At 73.4% G+C, this 15,826-nt stretch carries 16 protein-coding genes; 14 read left to right on the top strand and 2 right to left on the bottom strand.

Features of this window, described 5'->3' with window-relative positions; genetic code table 11:
• From LG632_RS25110 to mutM, 10 genes are all read left to right on the top strand, one after another.
• A partial coding sequence (locus LG632_RS25110; RefSeq protein ID WP_226729827.1) for a DAK2 domain-containing protein occupies positions 1 to 1,129 on the top strand: 1,129 nt, incomplete at its 5' end.
• 60 nt (positions 1,130 to 1,189) lie between these two features.
• Positions 1,190 to 3,445 (top strand): ATP-dependent DNA helicase RecG, encoded by a 2,256-nt coding sequence (gene recG / locus LG632_RS25105; RefSeq protein WP_226729826.1) that lies wholly within the window; start codon positions 1,190 to 1,192, stop codon positions 3,443 to 3,445.
• A 59-nt stretch (positions 3,446 to 3,504) separates the two neighbouring features.
• On the top strand, positions 3,505 to 4,083 hold the full coding sequence (gene rsmD, locus LG632_RS25100; protein WP_226729825.1) for a 16S rRNA (guanine(966)-N(2))-methyltransferase RsmD: 579 nt from the start codon (positions 3,505 to 3,507) through the stop codon (positions 4,081 to 4,083).
• A gap of 29 nt (positions 4,084 to 4,112) precedes the next feature.
• Positions 4,113 to 4,592 (top strand): pantetheine-phosphate adenylyltransferase, encoded by a 480-nt coding sequence (coaD, locus tag LG632_RS25095; protein WP_226729824.1) that lies wholly within the window; start codon positions 4,113 to 4,115, stop codon positions 4,590 to 4,592.
• Between the two features lie 116 nt (positions 4,593 to 4,708).
• Positions 4,709 to 5,758 (top strand): cell division initiation protein, encoded by a 1,050-nt coding sequence (locus LG632_RS25090; RefSeq protein ID WP_226729823.1) that lies wholly within the window; start codon positions 4,709 to 4,711, stop codon positions 5,756 to 5,758.
• 131 nt (positions 5,759 to 5,889) lie between these two features.
• A complete protein-coding gene (locus LG632_RS25085; RefSeq protein ID WP_226729828.1) occupies positions 5,890 to 6,543 on the top strand; it encodes a YceD family protein in 654 nt (217 codons plus the stop codon).
• A gap of 2 nt (positions 6,544 to 6,545) precedes the next feature.
• Positions 6,546 to 6,719, top strand: a complete 174-nt coding sequence (gene rpmF, locus LG632_RS25080; RefSeq protein WP_026165248.1) for a 50S ribosomal protein L32 — start codon at positions 6,546 to 6,548, stop codon at positions 6,717 to 6,719.
• Between the two features lie 19 nt (positions 6,720 to 6,738).
• Complete coding sequence (gene rnc, locus LG632_RS25075; protein WP_226729822.1) at positions 6,739 to 7,575, top strand: ribonuclease III; 837 nt, start codon at positions 6,739 to 6,741, stop codon at positions 7,573 to 7,575.
• 82 nt (positions 7,576 to 7,657) lie between these two features.
• Positions 7,658 to 10,240 (top strand): tetratricopeptide repeat protein, encoded by a 2,583-nt coding sequence (locus LG632_RS25070; protein ID WP_226729821.1) that lies wholly within the window; start codon positions 7,658 to 7,660, stop codon positions 10,238 to 10,240.
• Positions 10,241 to 10,296: 56 nt separating this feature from the next.
• Entirely contained in the window at positions 10,297 to 11,166 is an 870-nt protein-coding gene (gene mutM, locus LG632_RS25065; RefSeq protein WP_226729820.1) for a bifunctional DNA-formamidopyrimidine glycosylase/DNA-(apurinic or apyrimidinic site) lyase, read from the top strand.
• Here the strand turns inward: mutM and LG632_RS25060 are convergent.
• Complete coding sequence (locus LG632_RS25060) at positions 11,139 to 11,603, bottom strand: winged helix-turn-helix transcriptional regulator (protein WP_226729819.1); 465 nt, start codon at positions 11,601 to 11,603, stop codon at positions 11,139 to 11,141. The genes mutM and LG632_RS25060 overlap by 28 nt on opposite strands.
• 101 nt (positions 11,604 to 11,704) lie before the next feature.
• Between LG632_RS25060 and LG632_RS25055 the strand changes: the two genes are divergently transcribed.
• A complete protein-coding gene (locus LG632_RS25055; protein WP_226729818.1) occupies positions 11,705 to 12,310 on the top strand; it encodes a flavodoxin family protein in 606 nt (201 codons plus the stop codon).
• Between the two features lie 132 nt (positions 12,311 to 12,442).
• Here LG632_RS25055 and LG632_RS25050 read toward each other — a convergent pair whose 3' ends face one another.
• Positions 12,443 to 13,297, bottom strand: a complete 855-nt coding sequence (locus LG632_RS25050) for a CAP domain-containing protein (RefSeq protein WP_226729817.1) — start codon at positions 13,295 to 13,297, stop codon at positions 12,443 to 12,445.
• Positions 13,298 to 13,413: 116 nt separating this feature from the next.
• Here LG632_RS25050 and LG632_RS25045 point away from each other — a divergent pair, with 116 nt between their 5' ends.
• The 3 genes from LG632_RS25045 to LG632_RS25035 all read left to right on the top strand — a co-directional run.
• Positions 13,414 to 13,695 (top strand): acylphosphatase, encoded by a 282-nt coding sequence (locus LG632_RS25045; protein WP_226729816.1) that lies wholly within the window; start codon positions 13,414 to 13,416, stop codon positions 13,693 to 13,695.
• A gap of 324 nt (positions 13,696 to 14,019) precedes the next feature.
• Positions 14,020 to 14,235, top strand: coding sequence for a hypothetical protein (locus LG632_RS25040; RefSeq protein WP_226729815.1), 216 nt, complete (start codon positions 14,020 to 14,022; stop codon positions 14,233 to 14,235).
• 239 nt (positions 14,236 to 14,474) lie between these two features.
• On the top strand, positions 14,475 to 15,826 hold a 1,352-nt coding region (locus LG632_RS25035), incomplete at its 3' end, for a chromosome segregation SMC family protein (protein WP_226729814.1).

The raw sequence follows: 15,826 nt of genomic DNA, 5'->3' as shown, positions 1-15,826 counted from the left end.
CGCCTACGACGCCGCCCGCGCCGCCCTGGAAGAGACCCCCCGCCAGCTCACCGAGCTCGGCCGGGCCGGCGTGGTCGACGCCGGGGGCTGCGGACTGGTCGCCGTGCTCGGCGCGCTGTGGCAGGCCCTGTCCGGCGAGCAGCCGGCCCCCGAGGCCGTCCCCGGCCGGGCGGTGCCCGTGCCGCGGGACGCGCAGCCGTGCGCCCAGGAACCGGACGGGCCCGCGTACGAGGTGCTCTATCTCCTGGAGGCCCGCGACGAGGCCGTCGCCGAGCTGCGCGGCCGGCTCGACCGGCTCGGCGACAGCCTGGTCGTCGTCGGCGGCGACGGGCTGTGGAACGTCCACGTCCACGTCGACGACCCCGGGGCCGCCGTGGAGGCCGGGGTCGCCGCCGGGCGGCCGTACCGGATCCGCATCACCCACTTCGGCGCCGAGGAACTGCGCCGCGCCGCCCGCCCCGAACGCGTCCAGCGGGCCGTCGTCGCCGTGGTCCAGGGCGAGGGCCTGGCCGGACTGTGCGAGGAGGCCGGGGCGACCACCGTGCCGGTGCGGCCCGGCGAGCCGCCGTCCGAGGCCGACCTGCTGGGCGCGATCCGCCGCGCCCACGCCCGCGAGGTCGTGCTGCTGCCCAACGACGCCGAACTGCGCGCCACCGCCGCGGCCGCCGCCGAGCGGGCCCGGGCCGAGGGCGTACGGGTCTCCCTCATCCCGACCCGGTCGCCCGTCCAGGGCCTGGCCGCCCTCGCCGTCCACGAGCCCGACGGCAGCTTCGACGAGGACGTGGTCGCCATGACCGCGGCCGCCGGCGCCACCCGCTACGGCGAGCTGGCCGTCGCCGAACGCCGCTCCTTCACCTCGGCCGGGATCTGCCAGGCCGGCGACGTGCTCGGGCTGATCGACGGGGACGTGGTCGTGATCGGCTCTGGTCTGCCGGAGACCGCCGAGGCGGTGCTGGACCGGATGCTCGGCTCCGGCGGGGAGCTGGTCACCCTGGTCCTCGGCCCCGACGCCCCCGACGCCCTCGCGGCCCGGCTGGAGACGCGGGTCCGGGAGGGCCACCTCGCCGTGGACACCGTCACCTACCGCGGCGGCCGGCACTGCGCCCCGCTGGTCATAGGCGTCGAGTGAGGGCCCGCGGGCGCCGCACCGGGCCGTCGTACGGCCGGCCTGTCAGCGCCATGGTGTGGAATGGAACACGTGCCCGCGCTCGACGAACCCCTCAAGAAGACGCTCGGACCCGCCACCGCCAAGGTGATGGCCGAGCAGCTCGGCCTGCACACGGTCGGCGACCTGCTGCACCACTACCCCCGGCGGTACGCCGAGCGCGGTGAGCTGACCCCGCTCACCGAGCTCGCCGACCAGCTCGACGAGCACGTGACGGTCGTCGCCCAGGTCGCCGACGCCCGCGTGCACACCTTCAACGGCGGCCGCGGCAGACGCCTGGAGGTGACCATCACCGACGGCGCCGGCCGGCTCCAACTGGTCTTCTTCGGCTCCGGCGTGCACAAGCCGCACAAGGAGCTGCTGCCCGGCACCCGCGCGATGTTCGCCGGCAAGGTCGGCATGTTCAACCGCCGCCTCCAGCTCTCCCACCCCGCGTACGAGCTGCTCGGCGGCGAGGGCACGGACCGGGACGCGGTGGACGCCTTCGCGGGCCGGCTCATCCCGATCTACCCGGCCTGCGGCAAGCTGGAGACCTGGAAGATCTCCAAGGCCGTCGACGCGGTGCTGCCCGGCGCCCAGGACGCCGTGGACCCGCTGCCGCCCGCGCTGCGCGAGGGCCGGGGCATGCTCACCCTCCCCGAGGCCCTGCTGAAGATCCACCGGCCGCGCACCAAGGCCGACGTCGCCCAGGCCCGCGACCGCCTCAAGTGGGACGAGGCCTTCGTCCTCCAGGTGGCCCTGGCCCGCCGCCGGTTCGCCGACACCCAGCTGCCCGCCGTAGCGCGCCGGCCGAGCCCCGGCGGGCTGCTCGACGCCTTCGACGCCAAGCTGCCCTTCACCCTCACCGACGGCCAGCGCGCGGTCTCCCGGGAGATCTTCGACGACCTGGCCACCGAGCACCCCATGCACCGCCTGCTCCAGGGCGAGGTCGGCTCCGGCAAGACCCTGGTGGCCCTGCGGGCGATGCTCGCCGTCGTGGACTGCGGCGGGCAGGCAGCGATGCTCGCGCCCACCGAGGTGCTCGCCCAGCAGCACCACCGGTCGATCACCGAGATGATGGGCGAGCTCGCCGAGGGCGGCATGCTCGGCGGCTCGGACGTCGGCACCAAGGTGGTGCTGCTGACCGGGTCCATGGGCACCGCCGCGCGCCGGCAGGCACTGCTCGACCTGGTCACCGGCGAGGCCGGGATCGTGATCGGCACGCACGCCCTGATCGAGGACACCGTGCAGTTCCACGACCTCGGGCTGGTCGTCGTCGACGAGCAGCACCGCTTCGGCGTGGAGCAGCGCGACGCCCTGCGGGCCAAGGGGCACTCCCAGCGGGAGCGGCGGACCCCGCACCTGCTGGTGATGACCGCCACCCCCATCCCGCGCACGGTCGCCATGACCGTCTTCGGCGACCTGGAGACCTCCGTCCTGGACCAGCTGCCGGCCGGGCGCTCCCCGATCGCCACCCACGTGGTCCCCGCCAAGGACAAGCCGCACTTCCTCGCCCGCACCTGGGAACGGGTCCGCGAGGAGGTCGACAAGGGCCACCAGGCCTACGTCGTCTGCCCGCGGATCGGCGACGGCGAGGACGAGCCGAGGAACGGCAAGGGCGGCAAGGGCGGCAAAGGCGGCACGGACGGCGAGAAGCAGCCCTCGCCGCAGGACGAGGCGGACAAGAGGCCCCCGCTGGCCGTGCTCGACGTCGCCGCGCAGCTCGCCGCCGGCCCGCTGGCCGGGCTGGACGTGCGGGTGCTGCACGGCAGGATGGACCCGGCCGACAAGGACGACGTCATGCGGCGCTTCGCCGCCGGCGAGGTGAAGGTGCTGGTCGCCACCACCGTCATCGAGGTCGGCGTCAACGTCCCGAACTCCACCGTGATGGTGATCATGGACGCGGACCGGTTCGGCGTCTCCCAGCTGCACCAGCTGCGCGGCCGCGTCGGCCGCGGCTCCGCCCCCGGCCTGTGCCTGCTGGTCAGCGAGATGCCCGAGGCCAGCGCCGCCCGCGCCCGGCTCGCCGCCGTCGCCGCCACCCTCGACGGCTTCGAGCTGTCCCGGATCGACCTGGAGCAGCGCCGCGAGGGCGACGTCCTCGGCCAGGCCCAGTCGGGCGTGCGCTCCAGCCTGCGGATGCTCGCCGTCATCGAGGACGAGGAGATCATCGCCCAGGCCCGCGAGGAGGCCACCCGCGTGGTCAGGGCCGATCCGGACCTCGCCGAACTGCCCGGCCTGCGGACCGCCCTGGACGCCCTGCTGGACACCGAACGGGAGCAGTACCTGGAGAAGGGCTGACAATGGGGAGGGCCGCCCCGCCGGGACGGCCGTGACCCCGGCAGACCGAAGGACCCCAGATGACCCGCGTGATCGCCGGCACCGCCGGCGGGCGACGCCTGGCCGTGCCGCCCGGCACCGGCACCCGGCCCACCTCGGACCGCGCGCGCGAAGGCCTGTTCTCCACGTGGGAGTCGCTGCACGGCATCGACGGGGCCCGCGTCCTCGACCTGTACGGGGGATCGGGCGCCGTCGGCCTGGAGGCCCTCTCCCGGGGCGCCGCGCACACCCTGCTGGTGGAGTCCGACCCGCGCGCCGCGAAGACCATCCGGGACAACATCAGGTCCCTGGCCCTGCCGGGCGCCGAGTTCCGCGCGGGCAAGGCCGAGCAGGTCGCCGCCACCGCGGTGTCCGGGGCGCCGTACGACATCGTCTTCCTGGACCCGCCCTACGCCGTCACCCACAGCGATCTTGGGGAGATCCTCCTCACACTCCGCGCCAACGGCTGGATCGCCGACGCGGCGCTGGTCACCGTGGAACGCAGCACGAGAAGCGGCGCGTTCCCCTGGCCCGAGGGTTTCGAGCCGCTCCGCTCCCGGCGGTACGGCGAGGGCACGCTCTGGTACGGTCGCGCCGCCTTCACCAGCGAAGAGTCATGATGCCCGCACCGGAGAGCGAGGGACTTCACTTGCGCCGCGCCGTCTGTCCGGGGTCGTTCGACCCCATCCACAACGGACACCTCGACATCATCGGACGGGCCTCCCGGCTGTACGACGTCGTGCATGTCGCCGTGATGATCAACCCGTCGAAGCAGGGCCTGTTCACCGTCGAGCAGCGGATCGAACTGATCCGCGAGGCCGTCGCCGACTACGGCAACGTGGAGGTCGAGTCCTTCCACGGCCTGCTCGTCGACTTCTGCAAGCAGCGCGACATCCCCGCCATCGTCAAGGGGCTGCGCGCCGTCAGCGACTTCGACTACGAGCTCCAGATGGCGCAGATGAACATGGGCCTGTCGGGAGTCGAGACGCTGTTCGTGCCGACCATCCCCACCTACAGCTTCCTGTCCTCCTCGCTGGTCAAGGAGGTCGCGGCCTGGGGCGGCGACGTCTCGCACCTGCTGCCCCCGCACGTCCACACCGCACTGATGGAACGTTTGGCCAGCCGCTGAGCCCCGCACCGCCGTCCGCCGGACCCCGGCGGACGGTGTCCGGCGCGCACCCCGGGGCCGTACAGTCGTCCCGTCCGTCTCGGGAGCCACCGAGGCCGAGAGAGTTGCGAGTCCCCATGGACGTGCAGAAGAAGCTCGACGCGATCGTCGCGACGGTCGCCGGCGCCCGTTCCATGCCGATGTCGGCCTCGTGCGTGGTCAACCGCGCCGAACTGCTCGCCCTCCTGGACGAGGTGCGCCAGGCGCTGCCCGGCTCCCTCGCCGAGGCCCAGGAACTGCTCGGCGGCCGGGACCGGATGGTCGAGGAGGCCCACCGCGAGGCCGAGCGGATCATCCAGTCCGCGCACGCCCGGAGCGGCAGCCTGATCTCCGACACCGAGGTCGCCCGCCGCTCCCAGGACGAGGCCGAGAGGATCCTGGCCCGGGCCCGCGAGGAGGCCGCCGCGATCCGCGCCGAGGCCGACGACTACGTCGACAGCAAGCTCGCCAACTTCGAGGTCGTCCTCACCAAGACCATCGGCTCGGTCGACCGCGGCCGCGACAAGCTCCTCGGCCGCTCCACCGGCTACGACGAGCACGGCCGCCCCGACACCGACGCCCCCGAGCGCAGCGACGACCCGGAGCTGCGGCGCCGCCAGGCCGACGACTACGTCGACACCAAGCTGGCCACGTTCGAGGCGGTGCTCGCCAAGACCCTCGAAGCCGTCGGCCGCGGCCGGCAGAAGCTGCTCGGCCGGGTGCCCTCGGACGACCTCGGCGCCCATATCGCCGCCCAGGACGCCGCCGGGGTGCCCCAGCCGCGCCCGGGCCGGGGCCACTCGACCGGGGCCGGGGCGGACGCGGACTTCCTGGCGGGCCTCGCGGAGCCCGACCCGGAGCCGGTGGCGCGGCCGGAGCCCGTACCGGCGGCGCAGCCGGAGCCCGGGTGGGCTACGTACGCCTACCCGCAGCAGCAGGCGTACCAGGAGCCCTACGGGGACTGGTCGCAGCAGCCCGACCCGTACGCCGCCGCCGGCTACGCGCAGGCGCCCGACCCGTACGCCGCCGCCTACCAGCAGCACCCCGTCCCGGCCCCGCACGCGCAGCCCGCTCTGGACGAGACCAGCTTCTTCGACACGAGCATGATCGACATGGAGCAGCTCCGGCGCTACGAGCAGGGGCGCTAGGCGGTCGCGCCCACCGGATTGGGCTCAGGGCGAAGCGCCGGGTATCCTGGCTGTTCGGTCGCGCATGCGCGACGCGCTCCCTGCTGCCCGCACGGCAGCGATCCAGCGATTTCACGAAAGCAGGAACGGCCCTGAACGCCCGCCTCGACCACCGCAACCCCCTCGTGTTCGACACGCACGAGCTGGGTCGGCGTCCTGGTGCCATGCAGCGGCTGTCCCGCGAGATCGCGGCTCCGGCGGACTTCGGCATCGACGGAGTCCTCGGAGTGCCGGAAGGCGCGCCGATCGAGCTCGACCTCCGCCTGGAGTCGGTCATGGAAGGGGTGCTTGTCACAGGCACCGCCCGTGCAACCGCCCTGGGGGAGTGCGTAAGGTGTCTGGAGGCCGTGGAGCGCGAGCTCGACACGGACTTCCAGGAGATGTTCTCGTACCCTGACGCCGACGACCGGGGCCGCCCCAAGGCGGAGCCGGGCGACGACGCCGAGGAAGACGAGGACAGGCTCTTCGTCGAGGACGGCTTGTTCGACCTCGAACCCGTGCTGCGGGACGCGGTGGTGCTCGCACTGCCGCTGCAGCCGGTGTGCCGGGAGGACTGTCTCGGTCTGTGCTCCGAGTGCGGGGCCAGTCTGAACGAGGACCCCGACCACCACCATGACGCCGTCGACATCCGTTGGGCGGCTTTGCAGGGACTCGTCGTGGCCGATCAGGACGACGAGAAGGACAACATGAGCGGCGCGGCTTCTGACGTAGACGTCCGGGGCGCCGCCGAGAAGCAGGAGAAGTAGCCGTGGCTGTTCCGAAGCGGAAGATGTCGCGCAGCAACACGCGCCACCGCCGGTCGCAGTGGAAGGCTGCGGTCCCCACCCTGGTTTCGTGTGAGCGTTGCCAGGAGCCGAAGCAGCAGCACATCGCGTGCCCGAGCTGCGGCACCTACAACAAGCGCCAGGTCCTCGAGGTCTGAGCGGCTGGTGAGAGGCGCAATGTCCGAACTTGCCGGCAGTAAGAAGCAGGCAGACGACAACAACGCGGCCTCGTCCCACACGCTTCTGGAAGGGCGGCTCGGCTATCAGGTCGAGTCCGCCCTTCTGGTGCGTGCGCTGACCCACCGCTCGTTCGCGTACGAGAACGGCGGCCTGCCCACCAACGAGCGGCTGGAGTTCCTCGGGGACTCCGTGCTCGGCCTGGTGGTCACGGACACGCTGTACCGCACCCACCCCGACCTGCCCGAAGGCCAGCTGGCCAAGCTGCGGGCCGCGGTGGTCAACTCGCGTGCGCTGGCGGAGGTCGGGCGCGGGCTCGAACTGGGCTCCTTCATCCGGCTCGGCCGGGGTGAAGAGGGCACGGGCGGCCGGGACAAGGCCTCGATCCTGGCCGACACCCTCGAAGCGGTGATCGGCGCGGTCTACCTCGACCAGGGCCTCGACGCGGCCTCGGAGCTGGTCCACCGGCTCTTCGACCCGCTGATCGAGAAGTCCTCGAACCTCGGTGCCGGCCTGGACTGGAAGACCAGCCTCCAGGAGCTCACGGCGGCCGAGGGACTCGGCGTACCCGAGTACCTGGTGACCGAGACCGGCCCGGACCACGAGAAGACCTTCACTGCTGCCGCCCGCGTCGGTGGTGTCTCGTACGGCACCGGCACCGGCCGCAGCAAGAAGGAAGCCGAACAGCAGGCGGCCGAGTCCGCGTGGCGCGCGATCCGCGCGGCCGCGGACGAGCGGATCGCGGCGCAGGCCAAGGCGGCCGAAGCCGGGACCGGCGCCGCCGCCGAGGTCACCGACGGCGGGTCGCCGACCCCCGCCGACTCGCCCTCGGCCTGAACCGATTTCCTTCACGGACGACCCCGTCGCACGATGGTGCGGCGGGGTCGTCCCCATGCAGCGGGAAAAAAAGGGGGGGCGGGTGCGGGAGCGCTCCGAGGCGAGGATCGAGCAGTCCTCGATCGGTGGTGACAGCTACCAGTTCGTGGGGGTGAAGGGCGACGTCTTCATCGGCGCGGCCCGGCCCGCCGCTGCGCAACCCCTGCCGTTCGATCTGGTCAGGCTCGCCGATGCCGATCCGGTGGCACTCGGGGTGCACCGGCCGATCCGGCTCGCCGAAGGCCTGGAACCGGGTCCGGGCCTCCCGCCGTACGTGCCGCGCGACCTCGACACCCGGGAACCCGGCGGGCTGCGCGCCCTCGTCCGGGCCGGCAGCGGCTTCGTCCTGCTGGTCGGCGGCTCCTCGGTCGGCAAGACCCGCTCGCTCTACGAGGCCGTCCGGGCGGAGCTGCCCGACTGGGAGCTGGCCCACCCGGAGGGGGGCCGCGGGCTGGAGGCACTGGCGGAGCTACGGCCCCGCCGGGTGGTGGTCTGGCTGGACGAGCTCCAGAACCACGTCGGCGGCGAGCACGGCCTGACCGCGGGACTGCTGCGCCGGCTGCTGGGGCCCGAGGTGCTCGTGGTGGCCACCCTCTGGCCACGGCTGTACGACGCGTGGACCACTCCGCCCGGGCTGCCCGGCCCGGACGGGGGCGGGGACGGCTCGCGGGACAGGGACGGCTCGCGGGAGAGCGACGGGTCCCAGGACAGGGACGGGTCCCGGGACAGGGACGGGTCCCGGGACAGGGACGGGCACTCGCCCCGCGACGCGGACGGGGCCGAGGACCCCTTCGGCACCGAGCGGGCCCTGGTGAAGCTCGCGCACGTGATCACCGTCGGGGCGGCCTTCACCGAAGCCGAGCGGTCCCGGGCACGGGAGGCGGCCGAGCACGACCCGCGGCTGCGCATCGCCCTGGACTCGGCGGACTTCGGCCTGACCCAGGTCATCGCGGCGGCCCCGCAGCTGGTCCGCCGCTGGGAGGCCGCCGGCCCGTACGCCCGGGCGATCATGGCCGCCGCGGTGGACGCGGCCGTGCTGGGCGCCCGTACCCCGCTGCCCGCCGGACTGCTGCACGCGGCGGCGCCGGGCTACTGCACCCCGGCGGAGCGGGGGTCGGCCGGGGCCGCCTGGTTCGAGGAGGCCCTCGCCTATGCGACCCGGCCCCAGCTGGGCGCCACCGCGCCGCTCGTCCCGGTCACCGAAGGACTGCGCATGGGCGGCCGTCCGGACGGGTACCGGGTCGCGGACTACCTGGTCCAGCACGTGGGGAAGGCGGGCCGCGCCGTACCGCCCGCCGCCTTCTGGGACGCGTGCGCCGCACACCTGGCGGACGCCGACGACGCGCACCGGCTCGGCTCGGCGGCCGTGGCCCGCCAGCGCCTGACGGCGGGGCTCCCGCTGCTGCGCAAGGCGGCGGACGCGGGCAGCGTGTGGGCCGTGCGCGAGGCGGCCGAGCTGTACCGGCGGATGGGGGACGGGGCCGGGCTCGCCGAGATGACGGACCGGCTGGACCGCGCGGAGGGACCGGCCGCCGACGTGAACCGGACGATCCTGGCCGGCTGGGACTTCGACGAACTGTTCGAGCTGGCCGAGGCGGGGAACGAGAGCGCGGCCTGGCACCTGATCGAGTACGGCGACCCGTGGCTGGCCAGGTCCCTGCTCCTGGAGCGGATGGACCCCGACGACCTCGGCGCGTGGAGCCGGATCGCCCAACTCCTGCGGGACGAGGGGGAGGACGAGCAGGCGGTGGCGATCCTGGAACTGCTGCTGGAGCGCGGCCACGAGGAGGAGGACGACCTGCTCGTCCTCTCGCTCTGCGAACTCCTGAAGGACCTCGGGCGGGTCGAGCGCCTGTACGAGCTCACGAACGAGGGGTACTTCGAGGCCGCCAGGAACCTGGGGGACCTGCTCCACGAGCAGGGCCGGACCGAGGAAGCCCTGGAGGTGCTGCGGGACTTCGCCGGACAGGGCGACCCGGACACGGACTGGACGCTGGCGCACCTGCTGGCGAAGGAGGGCCGGCTGGAGGAGCTGACCGAGCGGGCGGCGGACGGCGACGTGCAGGCGGCCGTCGAGGCGGCGGACGTCCTCCACGCGCGCGGGGAGGCGGAGCGCGCGATCGAGCTGCTCACCCCGCATGCGGACGCGGGCCGGGGGCCGGCGCCCTCGCGGCTGGCCGAACTGCTCGCCGAGCAGGGCCGCGAGGACGAGCTGAGGGCCCGGACGGCCGCCGGGGACGAGGCGGCGGTGAGCGAGCTGGCCGGGCTGCTGCTGCGCCGGGGCGAGTTCGAGGAGGCGATCCGGGTGGGCGGGTCGCCGTGGCGGGGGTCCGCGGCCCACGAGATGGCGGAAGCCCTGGAGCGGGCCGGCCAGGTGGACCTGGCGGTCCGGCTCCTCGGGCAGCAGGCCGCTTCCGGGGACCACCGGTTCTGGAACCAGCAGCTGGCGCGGCTGCTGCACCGCCACGGCCGCGCCGACGAGCTGCGCCGGCTCATCGACCAGGGCGTGGAGAGTGCCGGCGAGCACCTGGCCGAGCTGCTGGCCGAGCAGGGCCGCCCCGCCGAGGCCGAGCGCCTGTGGCGCTGCGGCCTGACGCCCGACGGACGGGCCGAGGGGGCCGGTTAAGCTGATCGGGTCCGCCCCTTCCCTCCCGTCCGCACCCCGCCCGTCGAGGAGACACCGTGCCCGAGCTGCCCGAGGTCGAGGTCGTCCGGCGCGGGCTGGAGCGCTGGGTGGCCGGGCGGACCGTGGCCGCGGTCGAGGTCCTGCACCCGCGGGCCGTGCGTCGGCACGTCGGAGGCGGGGCCGACTTCGCAGCCCGGCTCACCGGGCAGACGTTCGAGGTGCCCCGGCGCCGGGGCAAGTACCTGTGGCTGCCGCTGGCCGGCCGTGAGCTGTCCGTGCTGGGCCACCTCGGCATGAGCGGCCAGCTCCTGGTGCAGCCCGAGGGGGCGCCGGACGAGCGGCACCTGCGGATCCGGATCCGGTTCGCCGACGACCGGGGCACCGAGCTGCGCTTCGTCGACCAGCGCACCTTCGGCGGGCTCTCGCTCCACGACAGCGTGCCCGGCAGCGCGGAAGGACTGCCGGACGTGATCGCGCACATCGCCCGGGACCCGCTGGACCCGCTGTTCGACGAGAGCGCCTACCACCTCGCCCTGCGCGCCAAGCGCAGCACCGTCAAGCGCGCCCTGCTGGACCAGTCGCTGATCAGCGGCGTCGGCAACATCTACGCCGACGAGGCACTGTGGCGCGCCAGACTGCACTACGAGCGCCTCACCCTGACCCTGACGCGGCCCAAGAGCACCGAACTGCTCGGGCACGTCCGGGACGTGATGACCGCGGCCCTGGCGGTCGGCGGCACCAGTTTCGACAGCCTGTACGTCAACGTGAACGGCGAGTCGGGCTACTTCGACCGCTCCCTCGACGCCTACGGGCGCGAGGACGAGCCGTGCCGCCGCTGCGGTACGCCCATGCGGCGCCGGCCCTGGATGAACCGCTCCAGCTACTTCTGCCCCCGCTGTCAGCGGGCCCCGCGCGTCTCGTCGTAGGCGGTGCGGGCGGCGAGCACCTCCGGCATGCCGTCCTCCAGGAAGTGGATCAGGGCCAGCAGCCGCTCGGCCACCTGGCGGCCCAGGGGGGTCAGCTCGTAGTCGACCCGGGGCGGGTTCGTGCTCTGGGCCTCGCGGTGCACCAGGCCGTCGCGCTCCAGTGCGTGCAGGGTCTGCGACAGCATCTTCTCGCTCACGCCGTCCACGCGCCGGCGCAGCTCGTTGAAGCGGCGCGGGCCTTCGTAGAGGGCGCCCATGGTCAGGCCGCCCCAGCGGCCGGTGACGTGTTCGAGCGTCTCGCGGGAGGGACAGGCGCGCGCGAAGACGTTGAAGGGCAGCTCGGGGTCCAGGGCGGCGGCTTCGGCTGCGGTGTCGGTGGTGGCTTCGGCGTCGGTGGTGGCTCGTGGCGCTGTTCCGGCGCGGACAGGGGTCTCCATGTCTCAAGCGTACCCCCGGGTAGCGCTAACCAGTAGGTTGCGCTTACGAAAAGAAAGTGCTTTTCTTTCTGTCGTTCCCACCGCTCCCGAAGGAGATGCCCATGTCCACCACCGCACCCACCCCCGTCGTCTCGATCGCCTACCACTCCGGCTACGGGCACACCACCGTGGTCGCCGAGGCCGTCCGGGCGGGCGCCGCCGACGCCGGTGCCACCGTGCACCTGATCAAGGTCGACGAGATCGACGAGGCCCAGTGGGCGCTGCTCGACGCCTCGGACGCGATCGTCTTCGGCTCGCCGACGTACATGGGCACCGCCTCCGGCGCCTTCCACGTCTTCGCCGAGGCCACCTCCAAGCGCTGGTTCACCGACGCCTGGCAGGACAAGCTGGCCGCCGGCTTCTCGAACTCCGCCTCCAAGAGCGGCGACAAGCTGCACACCCTGCAGTTCTTCCAGACGCTGGCCGCCCAGCACGGCATGAGCTGGATCAACCTGGGTCTCAAGCCCGGCTGGAACTCCTCGACCGCCTCCGAGAACGACCTCAACCGGCTCGGCTTCTTCTCCGGCGCCGCCGCGCAGACCAACTCCGACGAGGGTCCCGAGGCCGTGCACAAGGCCGACCTGGCGACCGCCGAGCACCTGGGCCGCAGGGTCGCCGAGCAGGCGCGGGTCGTCCTCGCCGGGCGGGCCGCACTGGCCGCCGCCTGAGGGCCGGGGCGGTCGTAAGGGGGCGGCCGTCAGGGGCCGAGGGGTCGAGGGCCGGCCCGAGGGCCAGGGCCCCTGGATCAGGGCCGTGGATCAGGGCCCGTGGGTCAGGGCCCGTGGATCAGGGACCGGCCGTCAGAAGCCGAAGTCCTGCGTCCACCAGGGGCCGCCGGCCGCCACGTGGACGCCGACGCCCAGGGTGCGGAACTCGCAGTTGAGGATGTTCGCCCTGTGGCCCGGGCTGTTCATCCAGGCCGTCATGACGGCCTGGGGGTCACCCTGGCCCCGGGCGATGTTCTCGCCGCCCAGGCCCGAGATGCCGGCCTTGGTGGCGCGGTCCCACGGCGAGTTGCCGTCGGGGTCGGTGTGCGAGAAGAAGCCGCGCGTGGCCATGTCCTTGCTGAAGGCGCCGGCGAGGGCGGCCAGCGGGGGGTTGGCCCGGACCGCGGGGCAGCCCGCCTTCACGCGCTCGGCGTTGACCAGGTCGAGGACGGCCGCCTCCTCGGCGGAGTGCCCGGTCGGCACCGCGACCGACGGCTTCGGCGCCGGCTTCGCCACCGGCTTGGAGGGCGCGGGCGCGGGCTTCTCGGGGGCCTGCGTGGACGGCGTGGGCGTAGGGGTCGGGGTCGGGGTGGCCGAGGCGGACGGCGAGGGAGAGGCCGAAGGCGACGGCGAGGCGGAGGGCGACGGGCTCGCGGAGGCCGGGACGCCGGGGTCGGCCGAGGCCCGCCCCGAGAGGTTCGCCAGGCCGCCCTGCTGCTGGAGGCTCTCCCCGGCCTCGGCCCGCGGGGACGCCTTGGCCTGCGGCTTCTTCGGCGTATCGCCCAGATAGGGGAAGGAGTCGCCGACCGGCACCGCGCCGGTGGTGACCGCCGCGGTGGTGCCCAGGGCCGCCGCCACGCAGACGCCCAGCACGGTGTTGCGCACGACGGCGCCGCGCCCCCGGCGCGGCGCGGGAAGTCGGTGGCGTCCCATTGCGTAGCCTTCCACGTTCCAAGATCGACCTTTTCTCACCCAAATGGGTGAGGTCATTGGTCCGGGACTGTACGCCATGGGGCACGGGGGGCGGGGTGAACGAGATGTGTTCACCCGGTTAGCGTTCCTTCATGAACGAAGACGTGCGCATGACCGCGTGGGTACGCGGCCGGGTACAGGGAGTGGGCTTCCGCTGGTTCACCAGGGCGAACGCTCTGGAGATCGGCGGCCTGCAGGGCTTCGCGCTCAACCTGGACGACGGTCGAGTACAGGTCGTCGCCGAGGGTCAACGTGAGAATTGCCACCGGCTGCTCGACTGGCTGCGGTCCTCCGACACGCCGGGGCGGGTCGACGGGGTCACCGAGATCTGGGGCGCACCGCGCGGCGGCTACGACGGCTTCGCGATCCGCTGATCATGTACTGATCACACGTGCACACCGCCGGATCTGCGGTTACGTCGTCCCCACATGGCGACGCCCCCCGTTCCGTGGAAGGCTCGGAGGCGAGGACGATCTCCACGGCCCTTGCGCGGAGCGGTTTGCCCGTCGATACGGGGCGTGATCGTGTTGACCGTCAAACTTTTTGGTGAGACGCTGGAAGTCCCCGCGCACCTGAGCTGTTTGGCCGTGTGGCAGTAGGAGCGCAAGGACTGACAGACGCTGCCAGACACCGCGGGTGCGATTCCCTCACGACCCACACCGCTTCGGTCGGTCACTCAGTGTGGAGGACCATCCATCATGGCAAAGGCGCTTCTCGGTTACGTCGGCGGTTCCGACCCGCGACTCCTCGCCGAGATGCGACGGCTTCAGCAGCGCGTCCAGGACCTGGAGTCCGAGCTCGTACGGATCCAGTCCGAGAACGACGCGCTCACCGCGGCCGCCGCTCAGCACGGAGAGTCGCTGCTGGAGAGCATCGACATCGACGTACCCAAGGCGGAGCCTGCGCTCACCTGATCCGCGCCAATCTCGTCGCTCGACTCCAGCCCCGACTCGATCTGCAAGGGACGCCTCGGCGTCCCTTCTTTCTTTGCGCGTGCCCTGCCCGCCGCCCCTCTCGCCGACCCTCCGGGCCCTGCCGGGCCCTCGCGGTCCGTCCCGGGCTCACCCCCCGGGCGGGGAGCGCCTTCCATGACGACGACTCTGCCCCCCGCCTTCATGGGTGAAACCGGACCCGAGAGGTAGAGTCCGGCGGCGTGCACCTCAAGGCCCTGACCCTGCGTGGTTTCAAGTCGTTCGCCTCCGCCACCACCTTGCGCTTCGAGCCGGGCATCACCTGTGTCGTGGGCCCCAACGGCTCCGGCAAGTCCAACGTGGTCGACGCGCTCTCCTGGGTCATGGGCGAGCAGGGGGCCAAGACCCTGCGCGGCGGGAAGATGGAGGACGTCATCTTCGCCGGCACCACCGGGCGGCCGCCGCTGGGGCGGGCCGAGGTGTCGCTGACGATCGACAACTCCGACGGCGCCCTGCCGATCGAGTACGCCGAGGTCACCATCACGCGGATCATGTTCCGCAACGGCGGCAGCGAGTACCAGATCAACGGGGACACCTGCCGGCTGCTGGACATCCAGGAGCTGCTGTCCGACTCCGGCATCGGCCGGGAGATGCACGTCATCGTCGGGCAGGGGCAGCTGGACTCCGTGCTGCACGCCGATCCGACGGGCCGGCGCGCGTTCATCGAGGAGGCGGCCGGCGTCCTCAAGCACCGCAAGCGCAAGGAGAAGGCGCTGCGGAAGCTGGACGCGATGCAGGCCAACCTCGCGCGCGTGCAGGACCTGACCGAGGAACTGCGCCGGCAGCTGAAGCCGCTGGGACGGCAGGCGGCGGTGGCCCGGCGGGCGGCAGTCATCCAGGCCGACCTGCGCGACGCCCGGCTGCGGCTGCTCGCCGACGACCTGGTGGCGCTGCGCACCGCCCTCGCGGCGGAGATCGCCGACGAGGCCGCGCTGAAGGAGCGCAAGGAGGCGACCGAGGCGGAGCTGGCCTCGGCGCTGGCGCGCGAGGCCGCGCTGGAGGCCTCGGTGCGCGAGCTGGCGCCGCGGCTGCAGCAGGCCCAGCAGACCTGGTACGAGCTGGCGCAGCTGGCCGAGCGGGTGCGGGGCACGGTGTCGCTGGCCGAGGCCCGGGTCAAGAGCGCGACCGCGCCGGTGGAGGAGGAGCGGCGCGGACGCGACCCGGAGGACATGGAACGCGAGGCCGCGCGCATCCGCGAGCAGGAGGCGGAGCTGACCGCCGCGCTGGAGGCGGCGTCGCGGGCCCTGGAGGACACCGTCGAGCACCGGGCGGAGCTGGAGCGGGCACTCGCGCAGGAGGAGCGGCGGCTGCGGGACGCAGCCCGGGCGATCGCCGACCGGCGCGAGGGCCTGGCCCGGCTGACCGGCCGGCTCGGCGCGGCGCGGTCCCGGGCCGGGGCCGCGCAGGCCGAGATCGACCGGCTGGTGGTGGCGCGGGAGGAGGCCGCGGAGCGGGCGGTACGGGCGCGGGAGGAGTACGAGGCGCTGGCCGCGGAGGTCGAGGAGCTGGAGGACCCCGCGCCGGCGCAGGAGCA

The organism is Streptomyces antimicrobicus (assembly GCF_020532625.1).
GTDB lineage: Bacteria > Actinomycetota > Actinomycetes > Streptomycetales > Streptomycetaceae > Streptomyces > Streptomyces antimicrobicus.
The sequence above is the reverse complement of the archived record's forward strand: the minus strand, read 5'-3'. Positions and strand labels throughout refer to the sequence as shown.